Source organism: Pseudomonas sp. A (genome assembly GCF_056270345.1).
In genome coordinates, this window is the sequence record NZ_CM149873.1 from 3,899,673 (window position 1) to 3,914,859 (window position 15,187).

The 15,187-nt window shown below is 67.9% G+C and carries 13 protein-coding genes; 7 read left to right on the plus strand and 6 right to left on the minus strand.

The annotated features are described in order from the left end of the window. The first annotated feature begins 176 nt into the window (after positions 1-176). Positions 177-1,034, plus strand: coding sequence for a CAP domain-containing protein (locus AC0MAZ_RS17395; protein WP_203646240.1), 858 nt, complete (start codon positions 177-179; stop codon positions 1,032-1,034). A 129-nt stretch (positions 1,035-1,163) separates the two neighbouring features. On the opposite strand, the gene AC0MAZ_RS17400 is transcribed toward AC0MAZ_RS17395, so the two are convergent. After that, the gene (locus AC0MAZ_RS17400) at positions 1,164-2,144 is read right to left on the minus strand and encodes a GlxA family transcriptional regulator (protein WP_475858705.1); all 981 of its coding nucleotides are present in this window, start codon (positions 2,142-2,144) and stop codon (positions 1,164-1,166) included. A gap of 100 nt (positions 2,145-2,244) precedes the next feature. Here AC0MAZ_RS17400 and AC0MAZ_RS17405 point away from each other — a divergent pair, with 100 nt between their 5' ends. Further along, positions 2,245-2,856, plus strand: a complete 612-nt coding sequence (locus AC0MAZ_RS17405) for a LysE family translocator (RefSeq protein ID WP_475858706.1) — start codon at positions 2,245-2,247, stop codon at positions 2,854-2,856. Between the two features lie 12 nt (positions 2,857-2,868). Here AC0MAZ_RS17405 and AC0MAZ_RS17410 read toward each other — a convergent pair whose 3' ends face one another. Next, positions 2,869-4,065: an MFS transporter gene (locus AC0MAZ_RS17410; RefSeq protein ID WP_232857600.1), complete on the minus strand. Its 1,197-nt coding sequence runs from the start codon at positions 4,063-4,065 to the stop codon at positions 2,869-2,871. A 107-nt stretch (positions 4,066-4,172) separates the two neighbouring features. Then, positions 4,173-5,072: a LysR family transcriptional regulator gene (locus AC0MAZ_RS17415; RefSeq protein WP_203646233.1), complete on the minus strand. Its 900-nt coding sequence runs from the start codon at positions 5,070-5,072 to the stop codon at positions 4,173-4,175. A gap of 60 nt (positions 5,073-5,132) precedes the next feature. Between AC0MAZ_RS17415 and AC0MAZ_RS17420 the strand changes: the two genes are divergently transcribed. Next, positions 5,133-5,477, plus strand: coding sequence for a cupin domain-containing protein (locus AC0MAZ_RS17420; protein ID WP_232857602.1), 345 nt, complete (start codon positions 5,133-5,135; stop codon positions 5,475-5,477). On the opposite strand, the gene AC0MAZ_RS17425 is transcribed toward AC0MAZ_RS17420, so the two are convergent. Beyond that, positions 5,468-6,835: an MATE family efflux transporter gene (locus AC0MAZ_RS17425; protein WP_475858707.1), complete on the minus strand. Its 1,368-nt coding sequence runs from the start codon at positions 6,833-6,835 to the stop codon at positions 5,468-5,470. The two genes, AC0MAZ_RS17420 and AC0MAZ_RS17425, sit on opposite strands and share 10 nt — an antisense overlap. A gap of 103 nt (positions 6,836-6,938) precedes the next feature. On the opposite strand from AC0MAZ_RS17425, the gene AC0MAZ_RS17430 reads away from it, so the two are divergent. From AC0MAZ_RS17430 to AC0MAZ_RS17445, 4 genes are all read left to right on the plus strand, one after another. Further along, entirely contained in the window at positions 6,939-7,532 is a 594-nt protein-coding gene (locus AC0MAZ_RS17430; RefSeq protein WP_475858708.1) for a TetR/AcrR family transcriptional regulator, read from the plus strand. 240 nt (positions 7,533-7,772) lie between these two features. Continuing rightward, complete coding sequence (locus AC0MAZ_RS17435; protein WP_254464549.1) at positions 7,773-10,178, plus strand: glucose/quinate/shikimate family membrane-bound PQQ-dependent dehydrogenase; 2,406 nt, start codon at positions 7,773-7,775, stop codon at positions 10,176-10,178. Between the two features lie 125 nt (positions 10,179-10,303). After that, positions 10,304-11,551: a carbohydrate porin gene (locus tag AC0MAZ_RS17440; protein WP_475858709.1), complete on the plus strand. Its 1,248-nt coding sequence runs from the start codon at positions 10,304-10,306 to the stop codon at positions 11,549-11,551. 257 nt (positions 11,552-11,808) lie between these two features. After that, complete coding sequence (locus AC0MAZ_RS17445; protein ID WP_475858710.1) at positions 11,809-13,200, plus strand: APC family permease; 1,392 nt, start codon at positions 11,809-11,811, stop codon at positions 13,198-13,200. A 71-nt stretch (positions 13,201-13,271) separates the two neighbouring features. Here the strand turns inward: AC0MAZ_RS17445 and argE are convergent, their stop codons facing one another. Both argE and AC0MAZ_RS17455 read right to left on the minus strand, forming a co-directional pair. Next, on the minus strand, positions 13,272-14,432 hold the full coding sequence (argE, locus tag AC0MAZ_RS17450; RefSeq protein WP_232857199.1) for an acetylornithine deacetylase: 1,161 nt from the start codon (positions 14,430-14,432) through the stop codon (positions 13,272-13,274). Continuing rightward, positions 14,425-15,102 carry a DUF1028 domain-containing protein gene (locus AC0MAZ_RS17455; protein ID WP_234562601.1) on the minus strand — a complete coding sequence of 226 codons (678 nt, stop codon included), beginning with the start codon at positions 15,100-15,102 and terminating at the stop codon, positions 14,425-14,427. Before AC0MAZ_RS17455 ends, argE begins: the two co-directional genes overlap by 8 nt. Positions 15,103-15,187 lie beyond the last annotated feature (85 nt).

The following is a 15,187-nucleotide window of genomic DNA, read 5'->3' on the forward strand; positions in this document are numbered from 1 at the left end:
GCGCGCCAACAACGATCGCACTTTTTCGCCGAGCAGCGGTCTACTCCCTCTTTTGCCAACCGCATTCGACTGCCAAGGCCCGCCTTTTCACACTGCACATGGCCGGGCCAAAAGCCTTGCCGTTGTGTAGGATGGGCAGCGCAGATCCAGACGCTGCCAGTTACAGGGAGATCCACATGCGCGTCCCATCCGTTGCCTGCCTCGTCGGCCTGACGCTGGGCCTGCTCGCCGCTACCAGCGCCCAGGCCTTCACCGGTGAAGAGGCGCAACTGATCGATACGATCAACGTCTACCGCAGTCAGGCCCAGCGCTGTGGTGGCGAAGCCTCGCTGGAATTGCCGCCGCTCAACAGCGACACCCGCCTGGCGCTGTCGCCCGAAGGCACCCGCGACCTGCAGCAGGCCATGACCCGCGCCGCCTACCCGATGGTCAACGTCCAGGCCATCAGCCTGTCCGGCCCACGGGACGCCCAGGCAGCGATGAAGGCCATCGAGGAGAGCTTCTGCCAGGTGGTGCTCGACCCGCAGTTCGTCGACATCGGCGTCAGCCAGGAGGGCCGCGACTGGCGCATTGTCCTGGCCCGACCGCTGCTCAGCGCTCGCCTGGGTGACTGGCAGGCCGAAGGGCAGAAGCTGCTGCAGGAGATCAACGCCGCGCGCAACCTGCCCCGCCAGTGCGGCGGCCAGCCCTACCCCGCCGCCCCGGCGCTGGCCTGGAGCACCACCCTGGCGGGCGTCGCCGCCAACCACACCCGGGCCATGGCCAACCAGAACTTCTTCGACCATCTCGACCGCGAGGGCCGCACCCCAGGTGATCGGGCGGAGCTGGCCGGCTACCTGTACCGGCAGATCGGCGAGAACATCGCCGCCGGGCGCGACACCGCGCGCAAGGTTGTCGACGGCTGGCTGGCCAGCCCAGGGCACTGCGCCACGCTGATGAACCCGGACTTCCGCGAGCTGGGGGCGGCGTATGCGGTGGACCCGAAGAGCGATGCCGGGATCTACTGGACGGGGTTGTTCGGTACGCCGCAGTAAACCCTGCCAGGCACCGTCCCTGTAGGAGCGGCCTTGTGCCGCGAAAGGGCCGCAAAGCGGCCCCGACAATTTCAGCGTTTCTCCGAGACAGGGGCTGCTGCGCAGCCCTTTCGCGGCACAAGGCCGCTCCTACAAGGACGGTGCATGGCCCGAGTTGCGCAACGCCAGCGCCGTGCAACCAAACCGCCGCCGTACCCACTTGCCCAGATAGCTGGCATCTGCCATCCCCACCTCATCGGCGATTTGCGCCAGGCTGTGGCTGGAGTTGAGCAAGCGCCAGCGCGCCTGCTGCAGGCGCAGTTCCTGCCACCAGGCCTTGGCGCTCATGCCATGGCAGGCCTGGAACTGGCGGTCGAGCTGGCGTCGGCTGATGCCCAGCTCTGCCGCCAACGCCTCCACTGGCATCTGCGCCGCCAGGTGGTGGCGCATCAGCGCCGTGGCCCGCCGCACCTGGCGCCCCTGCCCGGCGCCGGCCTCCAGCGAACGCAAGGCATGGAGGCTATCGCGGCTCTCGTCCACCAGCATGTCGGCCAGGCCCTTGAGCGCCCGGGTGCGACCACTGGCGCGGGCAATCAATTCCACCGCCAGGTCGATGGCTGCCGTGCCGCCGGCACAGGTGATGCGGCCACCGTCGAAGCAGAACAGCTGCCCGGTCAGCAGGCGCACGCGGGGAAAGGCCAGGCGAAACTCCGCCTCATGGCGCCAGTGCACCACTACCTGGTGACCCTCCAGCAGGCCACAGGCGGCCAGCAGGAAAGCCGCGTTGTCAACGCACACCAGCTTCACCCCGGCCTTGGTCGCCTGCTTCAAAAGAGCCCTGTAGCGCGGCGCCAAAGCCGCCGTGGCACTGGCGTTGCGCCCGCCGAACAGCACCAGGTGGTCGTAGTCGCCCCAGCGGATGTCCGCAGGCGCCGCCTCGACCTGAACACTCGCCGCGCTGCTTGAAACCACGGGCTCCCGGTCCAGCCCGAGCACGGTCCAGCGGCAATAGCGCTGGCGGCTGTAGTCCTCGTCGTCGGCGGAAAAGCGCAGCTTGTCGAGGAACGCGCCGAACGGCAGCAGGGCGAACTCCGGTAACGGCAGGATCAGCAGGCGCAGGTCGGGTGTCATTGAGGTATGTCCAGATATAACCATTCAATGGCCAGATACTACCCTGTATTCCCACTGCCCTGCCCTACACTGACGCCCTGCACATAAACAAGGCTCCCCCATGGCACTCGACACCTGGCTCATCTACCTGCTCGCCAGCATCGGCCTGTCGCTGACCCCAGGTCCGAACAGCCTGCTGGCCCTGACCCATGGCGCGCTGTACGGCGCCCGCCGCACGCTGTTTACCATCCTCGGCGGGGTGCTGGGCTTCAGTCTCCTGATCGCCCTGACCATGTTCGGCCTGAGCGCCCTGTTGCAGGCCTCAGCCTCGGTGCTGACGGTGCTCAAGTGGGTCGGCGGGGCCTACCTGGTCTGGCTGGGGATCCAGCTGTGGCGCACCCCGGCGCTGCACCTGGAGCAACCGCGCGGCAGCGTGGCGCTGAGCAATGCCGGGCTGTTCCGCCAGGGCTGCCTGTCGGCGCTGGCCAACCCCAAGGTGCTGCTGTTCTATGGCGCGTTCCTGCCCCAGTTCATCGATCCGCAGCGCGGCCTGCTGGTGCAGTTCGTGGTGATGGCGGCGACCTTCGCCAGTGTCGAATGCCTGGTGGAGTACCTGCTGGCCCGCCTGGCGTTTCGCATCCGCCCGTGGCTGGCCAAGGGCGGACGTGGGTTCAACCGCTGCTGCGGGAGCCTGTTCGCGCTGATCGGCGTGGCCCTGCCGCTGGGACGATAGAAGCCCCAGGGATCAACGCCGGGAAACGACCAGGAACACCACCAGCGCCAGCGCCGGCAATCCCGCGCCCAGCAACGCCACGCCGCTCCAGCCATACTGCGCATACACCCCACTGGCCAGCGCCGAGCCCAGCGCCCCGCCGAGGAAGATGCTGGTCATGTACAAGGCATTGAGCCGGCCACGGCTGGCCGGATCCAGCGCATACACCTCACGCTGGCCGATGACCATGTTCATCTGCACGGCGAAATCCAGCAGTACCCCGGTCAACCCCAGGCCGATCACGCTGGCGCCCGGCGCGCTCAGGCCCAGCAGCAACGCCAGCGGCGCCAGGGCCATCGCCAGCAGCGAAGCGCGTCGCGCATGGCCCGCATCGGCCAGCCGACCGGCCAGCGGCGCCGCCACCGCGCCCACCGCCCCGACCAGGGCAAACAGCGCGATCTGGCTCTGCGACAGGCCGTGCTCGCCGGCCAGCGCCAGTGGCACCGCCGTCCAGTACAGGCTGAACGCCGCGAACATCAGTGCCTGGAACAGTGCCCGCTGGCGCAACACCGGATAACGGCGCAGCAGCACCAGCAACGAGGCCATCAGCCCGGCATAGCTGGCCGTGTGCTCAGGCACCCGGCGCGGCAAGGTCAACGCCAGCAGCAGGATGATCGCCACCATCACCCCGGCGGCACCGACAAACACCGCGCGCCAGCCGAAGTGATCCGCCACCAGGCTCGCCAGCGGCCGTGCCAGCAGGATGCCCAGCAGCAACCCGCCCATGATGTTGCCGACCACCCGGCCACGCTCGCGCTCCGCCGCCAGGTGCGCCGCCAGCGGTATCAGCATCTGCACCGCCACCGAACTGAAGCCGATCAGCAGCGCGTACAGCAGGAACACCTCGCCCTGCCCATGACCGCTGGTGCCGGCCAGCAACAGGCTGCCGGTGGCCAGCACCGCCGTGGCGATCATCAGCCGGCGGTTCTCCAGCAGGTCGGCCAGCGGCACCAGGAACAACAGGCCCAGGGCGTAGCCGATCTGGGTCAGGGACACGATCAGGCTGGCCCGTTCGGCGGGCAGCCCCAGGTCCGGCGCGATCAGGCCGACGATGGGCTGGGCGTAGTAGATGTTGGCGACGATGGCGCCGCAGCAGAACGCCAGTAGCGTCACCAGGGTGCGGCTCAGGCCTGGGGCCGATGCCTGGGCGACGGCGAGGGAGGGATTCATTCGAGGGTACCTCGGCTTGCGAAAGGATGTGCGCGAAGGGTGACGGACAACCGCCCCGGCGAGAATCCATCGCCCGCGCAACGGGCCTTTGCGTGGCGCGCAACACCTCAGCCGGCCAGCAGCCCCTCGCAGAAGGCGACGAACGCCATGACCCGGCGCGAGCCTCGGTGGTTGGGCAGGTACAGAGCGTTGATGCTGGCGCTGGCCGCCCCCGGACTCACCGTCCAGTCGGCGAACAACCTTTGCAGGCGCCCGGCTTCGACATCCTCGCGCACCAGCCAGTCGGCCAGCAGCGCCACGCCGCTACCGGCAATGGCCGCCTCGCGCAGCAGGTCGGCGTTGGCGCTGCGCAACGGGCCGCTGACGTCCAGTTCCAGGCGCTGCTCGCCCAGGCTCAGCCGCCAGGGCCGTGCCGACTGGCCGTAGCGAAAGCGCAGGCAGGCGCACGCGGCCAGTTGCTGCGGTTCGGTAAGCACTGGCTGCTGGCTCAGGTATGCCGGGCTGGCCACCAGCCAGCGCTCGAAACGCCCCAGCGGGCGACACACCAGTTCGTCGCTGGGCGCCGGCTCGCCGAGGCGGATGCTCAGGTCGTAGCGACCATCGAGCAGGTCGTCGAAGCGGTCGCTCAGGTCGATGTCCAGTTCCAGTGCCGGGTGGCGGGCGAGGAACGCGCCCAGGTGCGGAGCGATGACCCGGCGACCGAATTCCACCGGCAGGCACAGGCGCAACACGCCGACCGGTTCCTCGCCGCGGTCGGCGACGCTGGCGTCGGCCTCGGCCAGGGCCTCGAGGATCTCGCGGGCCCGCTGGTAGTAGCTGGCGCCGGCTTCGGTCAGGCTGACCTGGCGGGTCGAGCGGTTGAGCAGGCTGGCCCCCAGCTCCAGTTCCAGGGCGTCGACCTGGCGGGTCACCGAGGAGGTCGCCACCCCCAGCCTGCGCGCAGCGGCGGAAAAGCCGCCGACCTCGGCGGTGGCCATGAACACCTTGAGCGCCAGCAGCTTGTCCATCGTCAATCTTCCATGGGGCAAAGGCCGAAACCTTCCTACAATCACCGGCTGGAATCAACCATGCGCGAGGCGCCCATGCCCGACAACCTGTTTACCGCCCTGCCCCCGCTCGCGCCCGACGCCGACGAGCAGTTCACCGACCTGCTCCGGCGCCCGGGTCTGCGCATCGAGCGCATCGTCTCCAGCGGCCAGGCCAGCCCGCCAGGGTTCTGGTACGACCAGACCGAGGGCGAATGGGTGGTCGTGCTCAGTGGCAGCGCCGGGCTGCGCCTGGAGCATGAGCCGCGCACCCGCGTGCTGCGCCCCGGCGACCATCTGGACATCCCGCCCGGTTGCCGCCACCGCGTGGAGTGGACCGAACCCGGCGTGGCCACGGTATGGCTGGCGGTGTTCTATCAGGGCTGAGCCAAGGTCGCTGCGGCAGGCATCGCCTGCAGGCGATAGAACCGCCACGGCAGCAGCACCGCCGCCACGGCCAGGCCACAGGCGAACCCGACCCACACTCCCACCGCGCCCAGCGCGGAGTGGAAGGCCAGCCAGTAGCTCAGCGGCAACGCCAGCAACCAGTAGCTGATCATGGTCACGCCCACCGGCCAGCGGTAGTCCTGCAGGCCGCGCAAGGCGCCCAGCGCGGTGGACTGCAAGCCATCGGCCACCTGCATGGCCGCGACCACCACGAACATCGGCACGGCGATGGCGATCACCTGCGGGTCGTCGCTCATGGCCTCGGCGATGGAGCGGCCGAACAACGCCAACAGCACGGTGGCCACCAGCATCCAGGCGCTCACGCTGGCAAAGGTGGCGCTGCCGATGGCACGGATGCGCGCCGTCTCGCCGCGGCCCTGGGCCTGGCTGATGCGGATGCTCACCGCCGCGGCCATGCCCAGCGGCAGCATGTACAGCAACGCGCCGATCGATTGCACCACCTGGTTGGCCGCCAGTGCGGCATTGCCCAGCCAGCCCAGCATCCAGGCGGCGATCACCACCGCGCCGGCTTCGGCGAGATAACCCAGGCCCAGCGGCCAGCCTTCGCCCAGCAGCGTGCGCCAGCTCAGTCGCGCCCCCTGTGGCGCCAGGCGGTAACGCGCCAGCGATGGCGCCAGGCGCCAATAAGCCAGGGCCAGCAACACCGCCAGCGATTCGGCGATCACCCCGGCGATACCCGCGCCCAGCAGGCCCAGCGTCGGCAGGCCGAAATGGCCGTGGATCAACCCGTAGCTCAGCGGAATGTTGAACAGCACCGCGCTCATCACCAGCAGCACGCCCACCCAGGGCCGGCCGATGGCTTCCAGCACATCCTTGAACACCACCGCCAGGCAGTACGGGATCAGGAACACCGCCATGGCCTGCCAGTACGGCGTCAGCAGCGCCACGTCGGGCAGCGGCACGCCCAGCCATTGCACCAATGGCAGGCAGGCCAGCATCGCCAGGCAGCCGAGGATGCCCACCAGCAGGCCATAGCCCAGCCCGGCGCGCAGGGTGCGCGCCACGGTGCCGGGGTCGTCGGCGCCGAAGGCATGGCCGACGCGCACGCTGAGGGTGGCAAGCATGCCGTAGAGCCCGGCATGGAAGATCAGCCCGGCGCTGCTGGTCAGCGCGACACAGGCCAGCACCACGGTGCCCAGCGAGGCCAGCAGCACGGTATCGGTCAGGCTGATCAGCTCGGCCGCCGACAGGCCCAGCACCAGCGGCAGCGCCAGGCGCAACAGACCGGGCAGCTCACCCAGCCAGGCAATGTTCTTGCGTGAAACAAGGGCAGTCACGGTAGTAACCTCCAATTGACATACGCCGCGTATGCTAATGCCATTTATTGACATACGCAACGTATGCTAATTTGCAGCCATCGCTTTTCACCCGGAGCCCTCCATGCCCACCCCTCGCCGCAGCCGCGCCGCCATGAGCGCGGATACCATCGAACGGCTGATCGCCGTCGCCCGCCGCCAGTTCGCCGAAAAGGGCTTTGCCGCCGTGGTGATGGACGAACTGTGCGCCGAAGCCGACCTCACCCGGGGCGCCCTGCACCACCATTTCGGCGGCAAGGCCGGGCTGTTCACCGCCGTGGTGGAGCACCTGCTCGAGGAGATCAACCAGGCGCTCGACGCCCGCTACGCCACCCACGACGACCCATGGGAGGGCTATATCGACACCTGCCTGTACTACTACGACCTGCTGCACGAGCCGGCCCTTCGGCGCATCCTGCTGCAGGACGCCCCCGGGGTACTCGGCCCGCGCCTGCGCGAACTGGAGGAAGCCAGCTACATCGGGCCCATGGCCCAGGGGCTGGTGGAGTTGCAGCAGGCCGGCAGGCTGCGCGCCTTCGACGCCGTGGCCATGGCGCACCTGATCAACGGCGCGATGGGCGACAGCGGCATGTGGGTGATCGCCCAGGACGATCCGCAGGCGGCGGCGGAACGGGTGAAGGGGGCGTTGCGCTGTTTGATGGAGGGGTTGCAGGTCTGAATGGCTACGCCCACCTGTAGGAGCGGCCTCGTGCCGCGAAAGGGCTGCGCAGCGGCCCCAGGATTTCAGGACTGAGCAAAGATCGCCGGGGCCGCTTTGCGGCCCTTTCGCGGCACAAGGCCGCTCCTACACGGGAGGATTACGGCCTATAGAAATTTTGCTCGCCGCAAAATGTACTAACTTGTTAATTAGCTTGCTAAGGGCTTAAACTTCTCGCATTCCACCTGCGAGATCCCTGGCATGAAAGACTCACCCCGCGCCTCCGGCGCCTCAACCTTCATCCTGGTCGGCCTGGGCGTCGTCATCGCCCTGCTCGGCCTGCTCCTGGCTGCCGGCGGCGTCAAGCTGGCCGGCCTGGGCGGCTCCTGGTACTTCCTGGGCGGCGGCCTGGCCATGGCCATTGCCGGCATCCTCATCGCCCGTCGCAAGCCCGCTGGCGCCTGGCTCTATGCGCTGTTCCTCGCCGGTACCGCGATCTGGGCCGTGGCCGACGCCGGGTTGGTGTTCTGGCCGCTGTTCTCGCGGCTATTCATGTTCGCCGCCATCGGCCTGGTGGTAGTGCTGGTGTATCCGCAACTGGTCCGGCGCCCGGCGCGTGGCGCCTACGGCATCGCCGGTCTGCTGGGCGTGGCGCTGGCGATCGCCGCCGGCAACATGTTCGTCGCCCACCCCAGCGTCGCTCCTACCAGCAAGGGCCCGGGCCTGACGCCAGTGGAACCCGGCCAGCAACAGAAGGACTGGGCCCACTACGGCAACACCGAGGGCGGCAGCCGCTTCGCCGCGCTGGACCAGATCAACCGTGGCAACGTCGACCAGCTCAAGGTGGCCTGGACCTACCACACCGGTGACGTCGCCCTCAGCGACGGCAACGGCGCCGAAGACCAGCTCACGCCGCTGCAGGTGGGCGACAAGGTGTTCATCTGCACCCCGCACAACAACCTGATCGCCCTCGACGCCGACACCGGCAAGGAGCTGTGGAAGAACGCCATCAACGCCCAGTCCAAGGTCTGGCAGCGCTGCCGCGGCCTGGCCTACTTCGACGCCAGCGCGCCGATCGCCCAGCCGACCCGGCCCGACAGCACGCCGGTCAGCGTGAGCAGCGTGCCGGCCGGCGCCAACTGCCAGCGCCGCCTGCTGACCAACACCATCGATGCCCGCCTGATCGCAGTCGATGCCGACACCGGCGCGTTCTGCGAAGGCTTCGGCGACAACGGCCAGGTCGACCTCAAGGCCGGCCTGGGCAACGTGCCGGACTCGTACTACCAGCTGTCCTCGGCACCGTTGATGGCCGGTACCACCGTGGTGGTCGGCGGCCGCGTCGCCGACAACGTCCAGACCGACATGCCCGGCGGCGTGATCCGTGGCTTCGATGTGATCACCGGCGCCCAGCGCTGGGCCTTCGACCCGGGCAACCCGCAGGACCGCGACGCCCCGCAAGACGACCGGACCTACGTGCGCAGCACACCCAACAGCTGGGCGCCGATGTCGTACGACCCGGCGATGAACACCCTGTTCCTGCCGATGGGCTCCTCGTCCACCGACATCTACGGCGTCGAACGCAACAAGCTTGATCACACCTACGGCGCCTCGGTGCTGGCCCTGGACGCCACCACCGGCAACGAAAAGTGGGTGTACCAGACCGTGCACAACGATCTCTGGGACTTCGACCTGCCGATGCAGCCGAGCCTGATCGACTTCACCAAGGATGACGGCAATACCGTGCCCGCCGTGGTGATCGGCACCAAGGCCGGGCAGATCTACGTGCTCGATCGCGCCACCGGCAAGCCGCTGACCCAGGTCGACGAAGTACCGGTAAAACCGGGCAACATCCCCAACGAGCCGTATTCGCCGACCCAGCCGAAGTCGGTGGGCATGCCGCAGATCGGCGCGCAGACCCTGACCGAGTCGGACATGTGGGGCGCCACCCCGTACGACCAGCTGCTGTGCCGCATCGACTTCAAGAAGATGCGCTATGACGGCCTGTACACCGCGCCGGGCACCGACCTGTCGCTGAGCTTCCCGGGTTCGCTGGGCGGCATGAACTGGGGCAGCCTCTCCACCGACCCGGTGCATGGCTTCATCTTCGTCAATGACATGCGCCTGGGCCTGTGGATCCAGATGATCCCTTCGCAGAACACGGGTGCGGCAGCGGGCGGCGGCGAGGCGCTGAACACCGGCATGGGCGCGGTGCCGCTCAAGGGCACACCGTATGCGGTGAACAAGAACCGCTTCCTGTCGGTGGCCGGTATCCCGTGCCAGGCGCCGCCATTCGGCACCCTCACCGCCATCGACATGAAGACCCGGCAGATCGCCTGGCAGGTACCGGTCGGCACTGTCGAGGACACCGGCCCCCTGGGCATCCGCATGCACCTGCCGATCAAGATCGGCCTGCCGACCCTGGGCGGCACCCTGTCCACCCAGGGCGGCCTGGTGTTCATCGCCGGCACCCAGGACTTCTACCTGCGCGCCTACGACAGCGGCAACGGCAACGAGATCTGGAAGGCCCGCCTGCCGGTCGGCAGCCAGGGCGGCCCGATGACCTATGTGTCGCCGAAGACCGGCAAGCAGTACGTGGTGATCACCGCCGGCGGCGCACGCCAGTCGACCGATCGTGGCGACTACGTGATGGCATACGCCCTGCCCTGAACCGCGTCGCCCTCTTCGCGGGTAAACCCGCTCCCACAGGACTTTCACTGGACTGCAACTTGTGCGGTCCCTGTGGGAGCGGGTTTACCCGCGAAGGGGCCCTATACACAACCCGAGATTACGCAATGCCCCGTGCTTTTCGTTTCACTCCCTTCTTTCTCTTGCTGACCAGCACCGCGTCTCTCGCCGACGATAACACCCTGACCGGCGACTGGGGCGGCCTGCGCCACCGGCTCGCGGCAGACGGCATCAGCTTCACCGGCGACTACAGCGGCGAGACCGCCTACAACGCCCATGGCGGCCTGCACCGCTCGGCCCGCTACTCGCAGAACCTCAAGCTGGGCGTGCAGTTCGACCTGTCGAAGCTGTACGGCCTGGACAACGGCGGCAAGGTCCAGCTGACCATCAACGACCGGCGCGGTAACAGCGCCTCGGAGGACCTGGTGGGCAACCGCCTGCCGATCCAGGAAAACTACGGCGGCCTCTACACCCGCCTGACCGAACTCAGCTACGAGCGCAACCTGTCGCCCGCGCTGAACCTCAAGCTCGGCTACATGGCCATGGGCAACGACCTCGGCGGCCTGGACAGCGGCATCCTGTGCAACTTCATGAACGCCGGCTTCTGCGGTCACCCGCTGAACATGTCCGGCGGCAGCGGCTGGACCAACTACCCCAACGCCCACCTCGGCGTACGCTTGAAATATGACCTGACGCCCGACTGGCAACTGCGGGTGGCGGCGTTCAACGTCGACCCCGAGAGCAACGGCAATTCCAGCCGCGCCTGGCACCTGGGGCCCAAGCACACCACCGGCACCGTGGTCCCTGTGGAACTGGTGTACAAGCTGCGCGGCGAACTGCCGGGCGAGTACAAGCTCGGTTACTACTACGACAGCTCGAACGCGAAGCGCATCGGCAGCAGCGAGGAAGTCGCCGGTCGTGGTGGGCATTACCTGCTGGTCGACCAGGCCGTGTGGAACGACCCGGTATCGCCCGGGCGCAGCCTGCATGCCTTCGGCCAGTACTCGGCGTCGAGCAAGGCCGCCTCGCCGTTCACCAGGTGGTATGGCGCAGGCGTGGTGCTGTACAAGCCGTTCGCAAGCCGGCCACGGGATACCGTCGCGCTGGGGTATGGCCGCGCGGTGCCGAACCCGCGTAGCCGCGATGTGCTGGAAGATGCGGCCGTCGATGCCGGGCAGCCCGTCCCCAACCTCGACAGCGCCGAGCAGCTGGTCGAGCTGAGCTATGGCTACCAGGCCACCGCGTGGCTGAACCTGCGGCCGGATGTGCAGTACATCGTCGAGCCGGGGGCGTTTTCCGGGAAGGACATCGACAACGCGCTGGTGTTCGGCTTGCAGGTCAAGGCGACGTTCTGAAACCAAGCCTGGCGTGACCTGTAGGAGCGGCCTTGTGCCGCGAAAGGGCTGCGCAGCAGCCCCTGGGTTTTAGCGTTAAAGCATCAATCGCCGGGGCTGCCATGCAGCCCGTTCGCGGCGCAAGGCCGCTCCTACAGGTCGGCGTTGGCGCGCATAGCTTTTTCCTGCCCAGCAACCACATATTTACTAATTTCCCCGCCCCGCCCCCTGTCCCAGTATCTGGCGCAACTACAACAACAAAGAGCGGGGAAACTGTCATGAGTGCAAGTGCGTCCGTGCCTGCCAGCGTGCAGCACGATCAAGCCGGCTTTCGCCGGGTCCTGGGGCTGGGGTCGCTGCTGGCGGTGGCCGTGGGCCTGGTGGTGTCGCAAGGGGTGATGGTGATGATGCTGCAGGGGGTCGGCGCCGCCGGCCTGGGCTTCATCGTGCCGTTGGGGCTGGCCTACCTGCTGGCCCTGAGCTACGCCTTTTCCTTCTCCGAGCTGGCCCTGCTGGTGCCCCGCGCCGGCAGCCTGTCGAGCTACACCGAAGTGGCGCTGGGGCACTTCCCGGCGATCCTGGCGACCTTTTCCGGCTACGTGGTGGTGGCCATGTTCGCCCTGTCGGCCGAGCTGCTGTTGCTCGACCTGATCATCGGCAAGGTCTACCCCGGGGTGTTCCCGCAGTACTCGGTGGCCTTCGGCGTGCTCGCCCTGTTCACCGGCCTCAACCTGATGGGCATCGACATCTTCGCCAAACTGCAGAGCGCCATGGCCGTGGTCATGGTGATCGTACTGCTGATCCTCGGCATCGCCGCGATCAGCGAAGGGCATGCCGAGGGTGTCACCACCACCCTGCTGCAGGGCGACTGGAACCCCATGGGCGCCGGGGTGCTGGCCCTGACTGCCATGGCCGTGTGGGGTTTCGTCGGCGCCGAGTTCGTCTGCTCGCTGGTGGAGGAAACCCGCAAGCCCGAACGCAACATCCCGCGCTCGATGATCATCGGCCTGACCGTGATCTTCGCCACCATCGGCCTGTACGGCTTGGGCGCGCTGTTCCTGGTGCCCCGGGAAGCCCTGAGCAGCGACGCCCTGCCCCACTACCTGTTCGCCACCACGGTGTTCGGCAAGACCGGCGAGGTGTTCCTGGTGATCGCCGCGGTGACCGCCACCTGCAGCACCCTCAACACGTCGCTCGCGGCCATTCCACGCATGCTCTACGGCATGGCCTGCAACGGCCAGGCGTTCCCCCAGTTCAAGCAGCTCAGCCCGCGGGCGCGCACGCCCTGGGTGGCCGTGCTGTTCGTCGCGGCGATCACCGGCCTGCCGATCCTGCTGATGGGCCAGGACGCCGCGGCAATCAACCTGTTGCTGCTGGCCGCCGCGCTGGCCTGGCTGCTGGCGTACATCATCGTGCACCTGGATGTGATCGCCTTGCGGCTGCGCTACCCACATCTGGCGAGGCCATTCCGCACACCGTTCTACCCACTGCCGCAGCTGTTCGGTATCGGCGGGATGCTGTACGCGATCTGGCATGCCTCCCCCAGCCCGGAAATGAACCTGAAGGTCTTCGGTACGGCGGGAGTGGTACTGGCGGTGGTGTCGCTGATTGCCGTCGTGTGGATCAAGGGCGTGATGAAGAAACCGTTGTTCAGGCCTGAGCCGCTATAACCTTGTCGCGGGGCCAGCCCGCTCCCACAGATGCCTGCGCAACCTGTGGGAGCGGGCTGGCTCCGCGATTGTCATGCCTGCTTCAGATGATCCACCAACCGCCGCAACATCGCATCGCATCCCTGCAACTGCTCGACACTGACAAACTCGTCGGGCTTGTGCCCCTGGTCCATGCTCCCGGGCCCGCAGACCACCGTGGGGATACCCGCCTGATCGAATAGGCCTCCCTCGGTGCCAAAGGCCACAGTACCGAAATCGTCCGAACCGCTGAGCAACGCCACCAGTTGTGCAGCCTCGCTCTCGGCTGGCGTGGCCAGGCCCGGGTAGGCGCTCAGGGCGCGCAGGCGAATATCGCTGGCGCCACTGACGGCATGCATGCGCGGCAGCAGCTCGGCCTCGGCGTAGGTCTGCAGACGGTCGGCCACGGCCTGGGCCTCGAAGCCGGGCAAGGCGCGCACTTCGAAGTCGAACTCGCACTCCTCGGGGACGATATTCAGCGCCCGGCCGCCCTTGATCACCCCGGTCTGCACCGTGGAGAACGGCGGGTCGAAGCGCTCGTCGTGATGCTCGGGACGCGCCAGCTCGTCACCGATCTCGCCCAGCTTGCCGATCAGCCGCGCCGCGTACTCGATGGCATTGACGCCGTAGGGCGCATAGGCCGAGTGGCAGGCGGCGCCATGCACCTGGCAGCGCATGGCCAGCTTGCCCTTGTGGCCGAGCACCGGCTTGAGCTCGGTGGGTTCGCCGATCAGGCACAGCCGCGGCTTGTGCGGACGCTGCGCCAGGGCGGCGAGCATCGAGCGAACCCCCAGGCAACCCACTTCTTCGTCATAGGAAAAAGCCAGGTGCACCGGCAGCTTCAGCGGCTGGGCGAGAAACGCCGGCACCGCCGCCAGCACCGAGGCGATGAAGCCCTTCATGTCGGCCGTGCCACGGCCGTACAGGCGTCCTTCGCGCTCGGTGAGCAGGAACGGTTCGACGGTCCAGGCCTGGCCCTCCACCGGTACCACGTCGGTGTGCCCGGAGAGCACCACGCCGCCACGGTCGGCGGGGCCGATGGTGGCGAACAGATTGGCCTTGGTGCCCGCCTCGTTGTGGAACAGCTCGCTGGCAACGCCAAGTCCGGCCAGGTATTCGCGGATGAAGGCGATCAGCTCGAGATTGGAATCGCGGCTGACCGTGGCGAACCCGACCAAGCGCTCCAGCAGCGCACGGCTGGAAACCTCATTCATCGCCCGGCACTCCATAGCTCGGCGCGGCGGTCGGGTTCAGGGCGCGGGTCACATAGTCCTGCATCTGCGGGCGGTAGGCCTGCCAGAGGCTGTCCAGTTCACCGATGGGATCGTGCTCGGTCCAGTCCACGCGCAGGTCCACCAAAGGCCAGGTCAGCTCTCCGGCGATCTTCAACGCCGCCGAGTGCACCGGCCCCGCCTCGCCACCGGCAGCCATGGCCGCGTGCATCGCCGCCAGCAGGCGGTCGGCCAGGTGGCCGCCGGCCTGCTCGAACGCCGTCACCATGGCCTCGATCACCGCCCGCGACGACAACAGGTTGCCGGCCGCGGCGCATTGCTCGCCGGCCACGGCGTTGTGCACGCCCAGGGCCTCCTTGCCGGTGAACAGCGCCACCTGGCCCTGGCTGTCGATCACCGTGACCTGGCGATACTCGCTCCAGCCATTGGCGCTCAGCACCCGGTCCAGCGCCGCTGCGGGCGGCAACTGGCCCTGTTCGAGGGCGTCAAGGATCTGCGGGCCGAGGGCCGGCAAGGTAATGTTCTGGGTCGACACCGCCCCGACCCCGGCACGTACCCACGGGCAGCGGGCGCCAACGGCGATGCTCGAAGAACTGATGGCGATGCCGACCTGGCCGGTTTCCTGGCAGCGGCCGATGATGGAGAAGGTCATGGTGCAGCTCCTGTGTTGAGGTTACCGGCATTCTCGGTGGGCCCCGGGAGCTGCGAAACCAACATTTTCCTCGGTACTGGGCAGG

Coding starts and splice junctions, on each gene's coding strand:
- AC0MAZ_RS17405 (WP_475858706.1), top strand. CDS start 2,245: ATGGCACTCGACACCTGGCTCATCTACCTGCTCGCCAGCATCGGCCTG.
- AC0MAZ_RS17410 (WP_232857600.1), bottom strand. CDS start 4,065: ATGAATCCCTCCCTCGCCGTCGCCCAGGCATCGGCCCCAGGCCTGAGC.
- AC0MAZ_RS17455 (WP_234562601.1), bottom strand. CDS start 15,102: ATGACCTTCTCCATCATCGGCCGCTGCCAGGAAACCGGCCAGGTCGGC.
- AC0MAZ_RS17440 (WP_475858709.1), top strand. CDS start 10,304: ATGCCCCGTGCTTTTCGTTTCACTCCCTTCTTTCTCTTGCTGACCAGC.
- AC0MAZ_RS17420 (WP_232857602.1), top strand. CDS start 5,133: ATGCGCGAGGCGCCCATGCCCGACAACCTGTTTACCGCCCTGCCCCCG.
- AC0MAZ_RS17445 (WP_475858710.1), top strand. CDS start 11,809: ATGAGTGCAAGTGCGTCCGTGCCTGCCAGCGTGCAGCACGATCAAGCC.
- AC0MAZ_RS17430 (WP_475858708.1), top strand. CDS start 6,939: ATGCCCACCCCTCGCCGCAGCCGCGCCGCCATGAGCGCGGATACCATC.
- AC0MAZ_RS17395 (WP_203646240.1), top strand. CDS start 177: ATGCGCGTCCCATCCGTTGCCTGCCTCGTCGGCCTGACGCTGGGCCTG.
- AC0MAZ_RS17435 (WP_254464549.1), top strand. CDS start 7,773: ATGAAAGACTCACCCCGCGCCTCCGGCGCCTCAACCTTCATCCTGGTC.
- argE (WP_232857199.1), bottom strand. CDS start 14,432: ATGAATGAGGTTTCCAGCCGTGCGCTGCTGGAGCGCTTGGTCGGGTTC.
- AC0MAZ_RS17400 (WP_475858705.1), bottom strand. CDS start 2,144: ATGACACCCGACCTGCGCCTGCTGATCCTGCCGTTACCGGAGTTCGCC.
- AC0MAZ_RS17415 (WP_203646233.1), bottom strand. CDS start 5,072: ATGGACAAGCTGCTGGCGCTCAAGGTGTTCATGGCCACCGCCGAGGTC.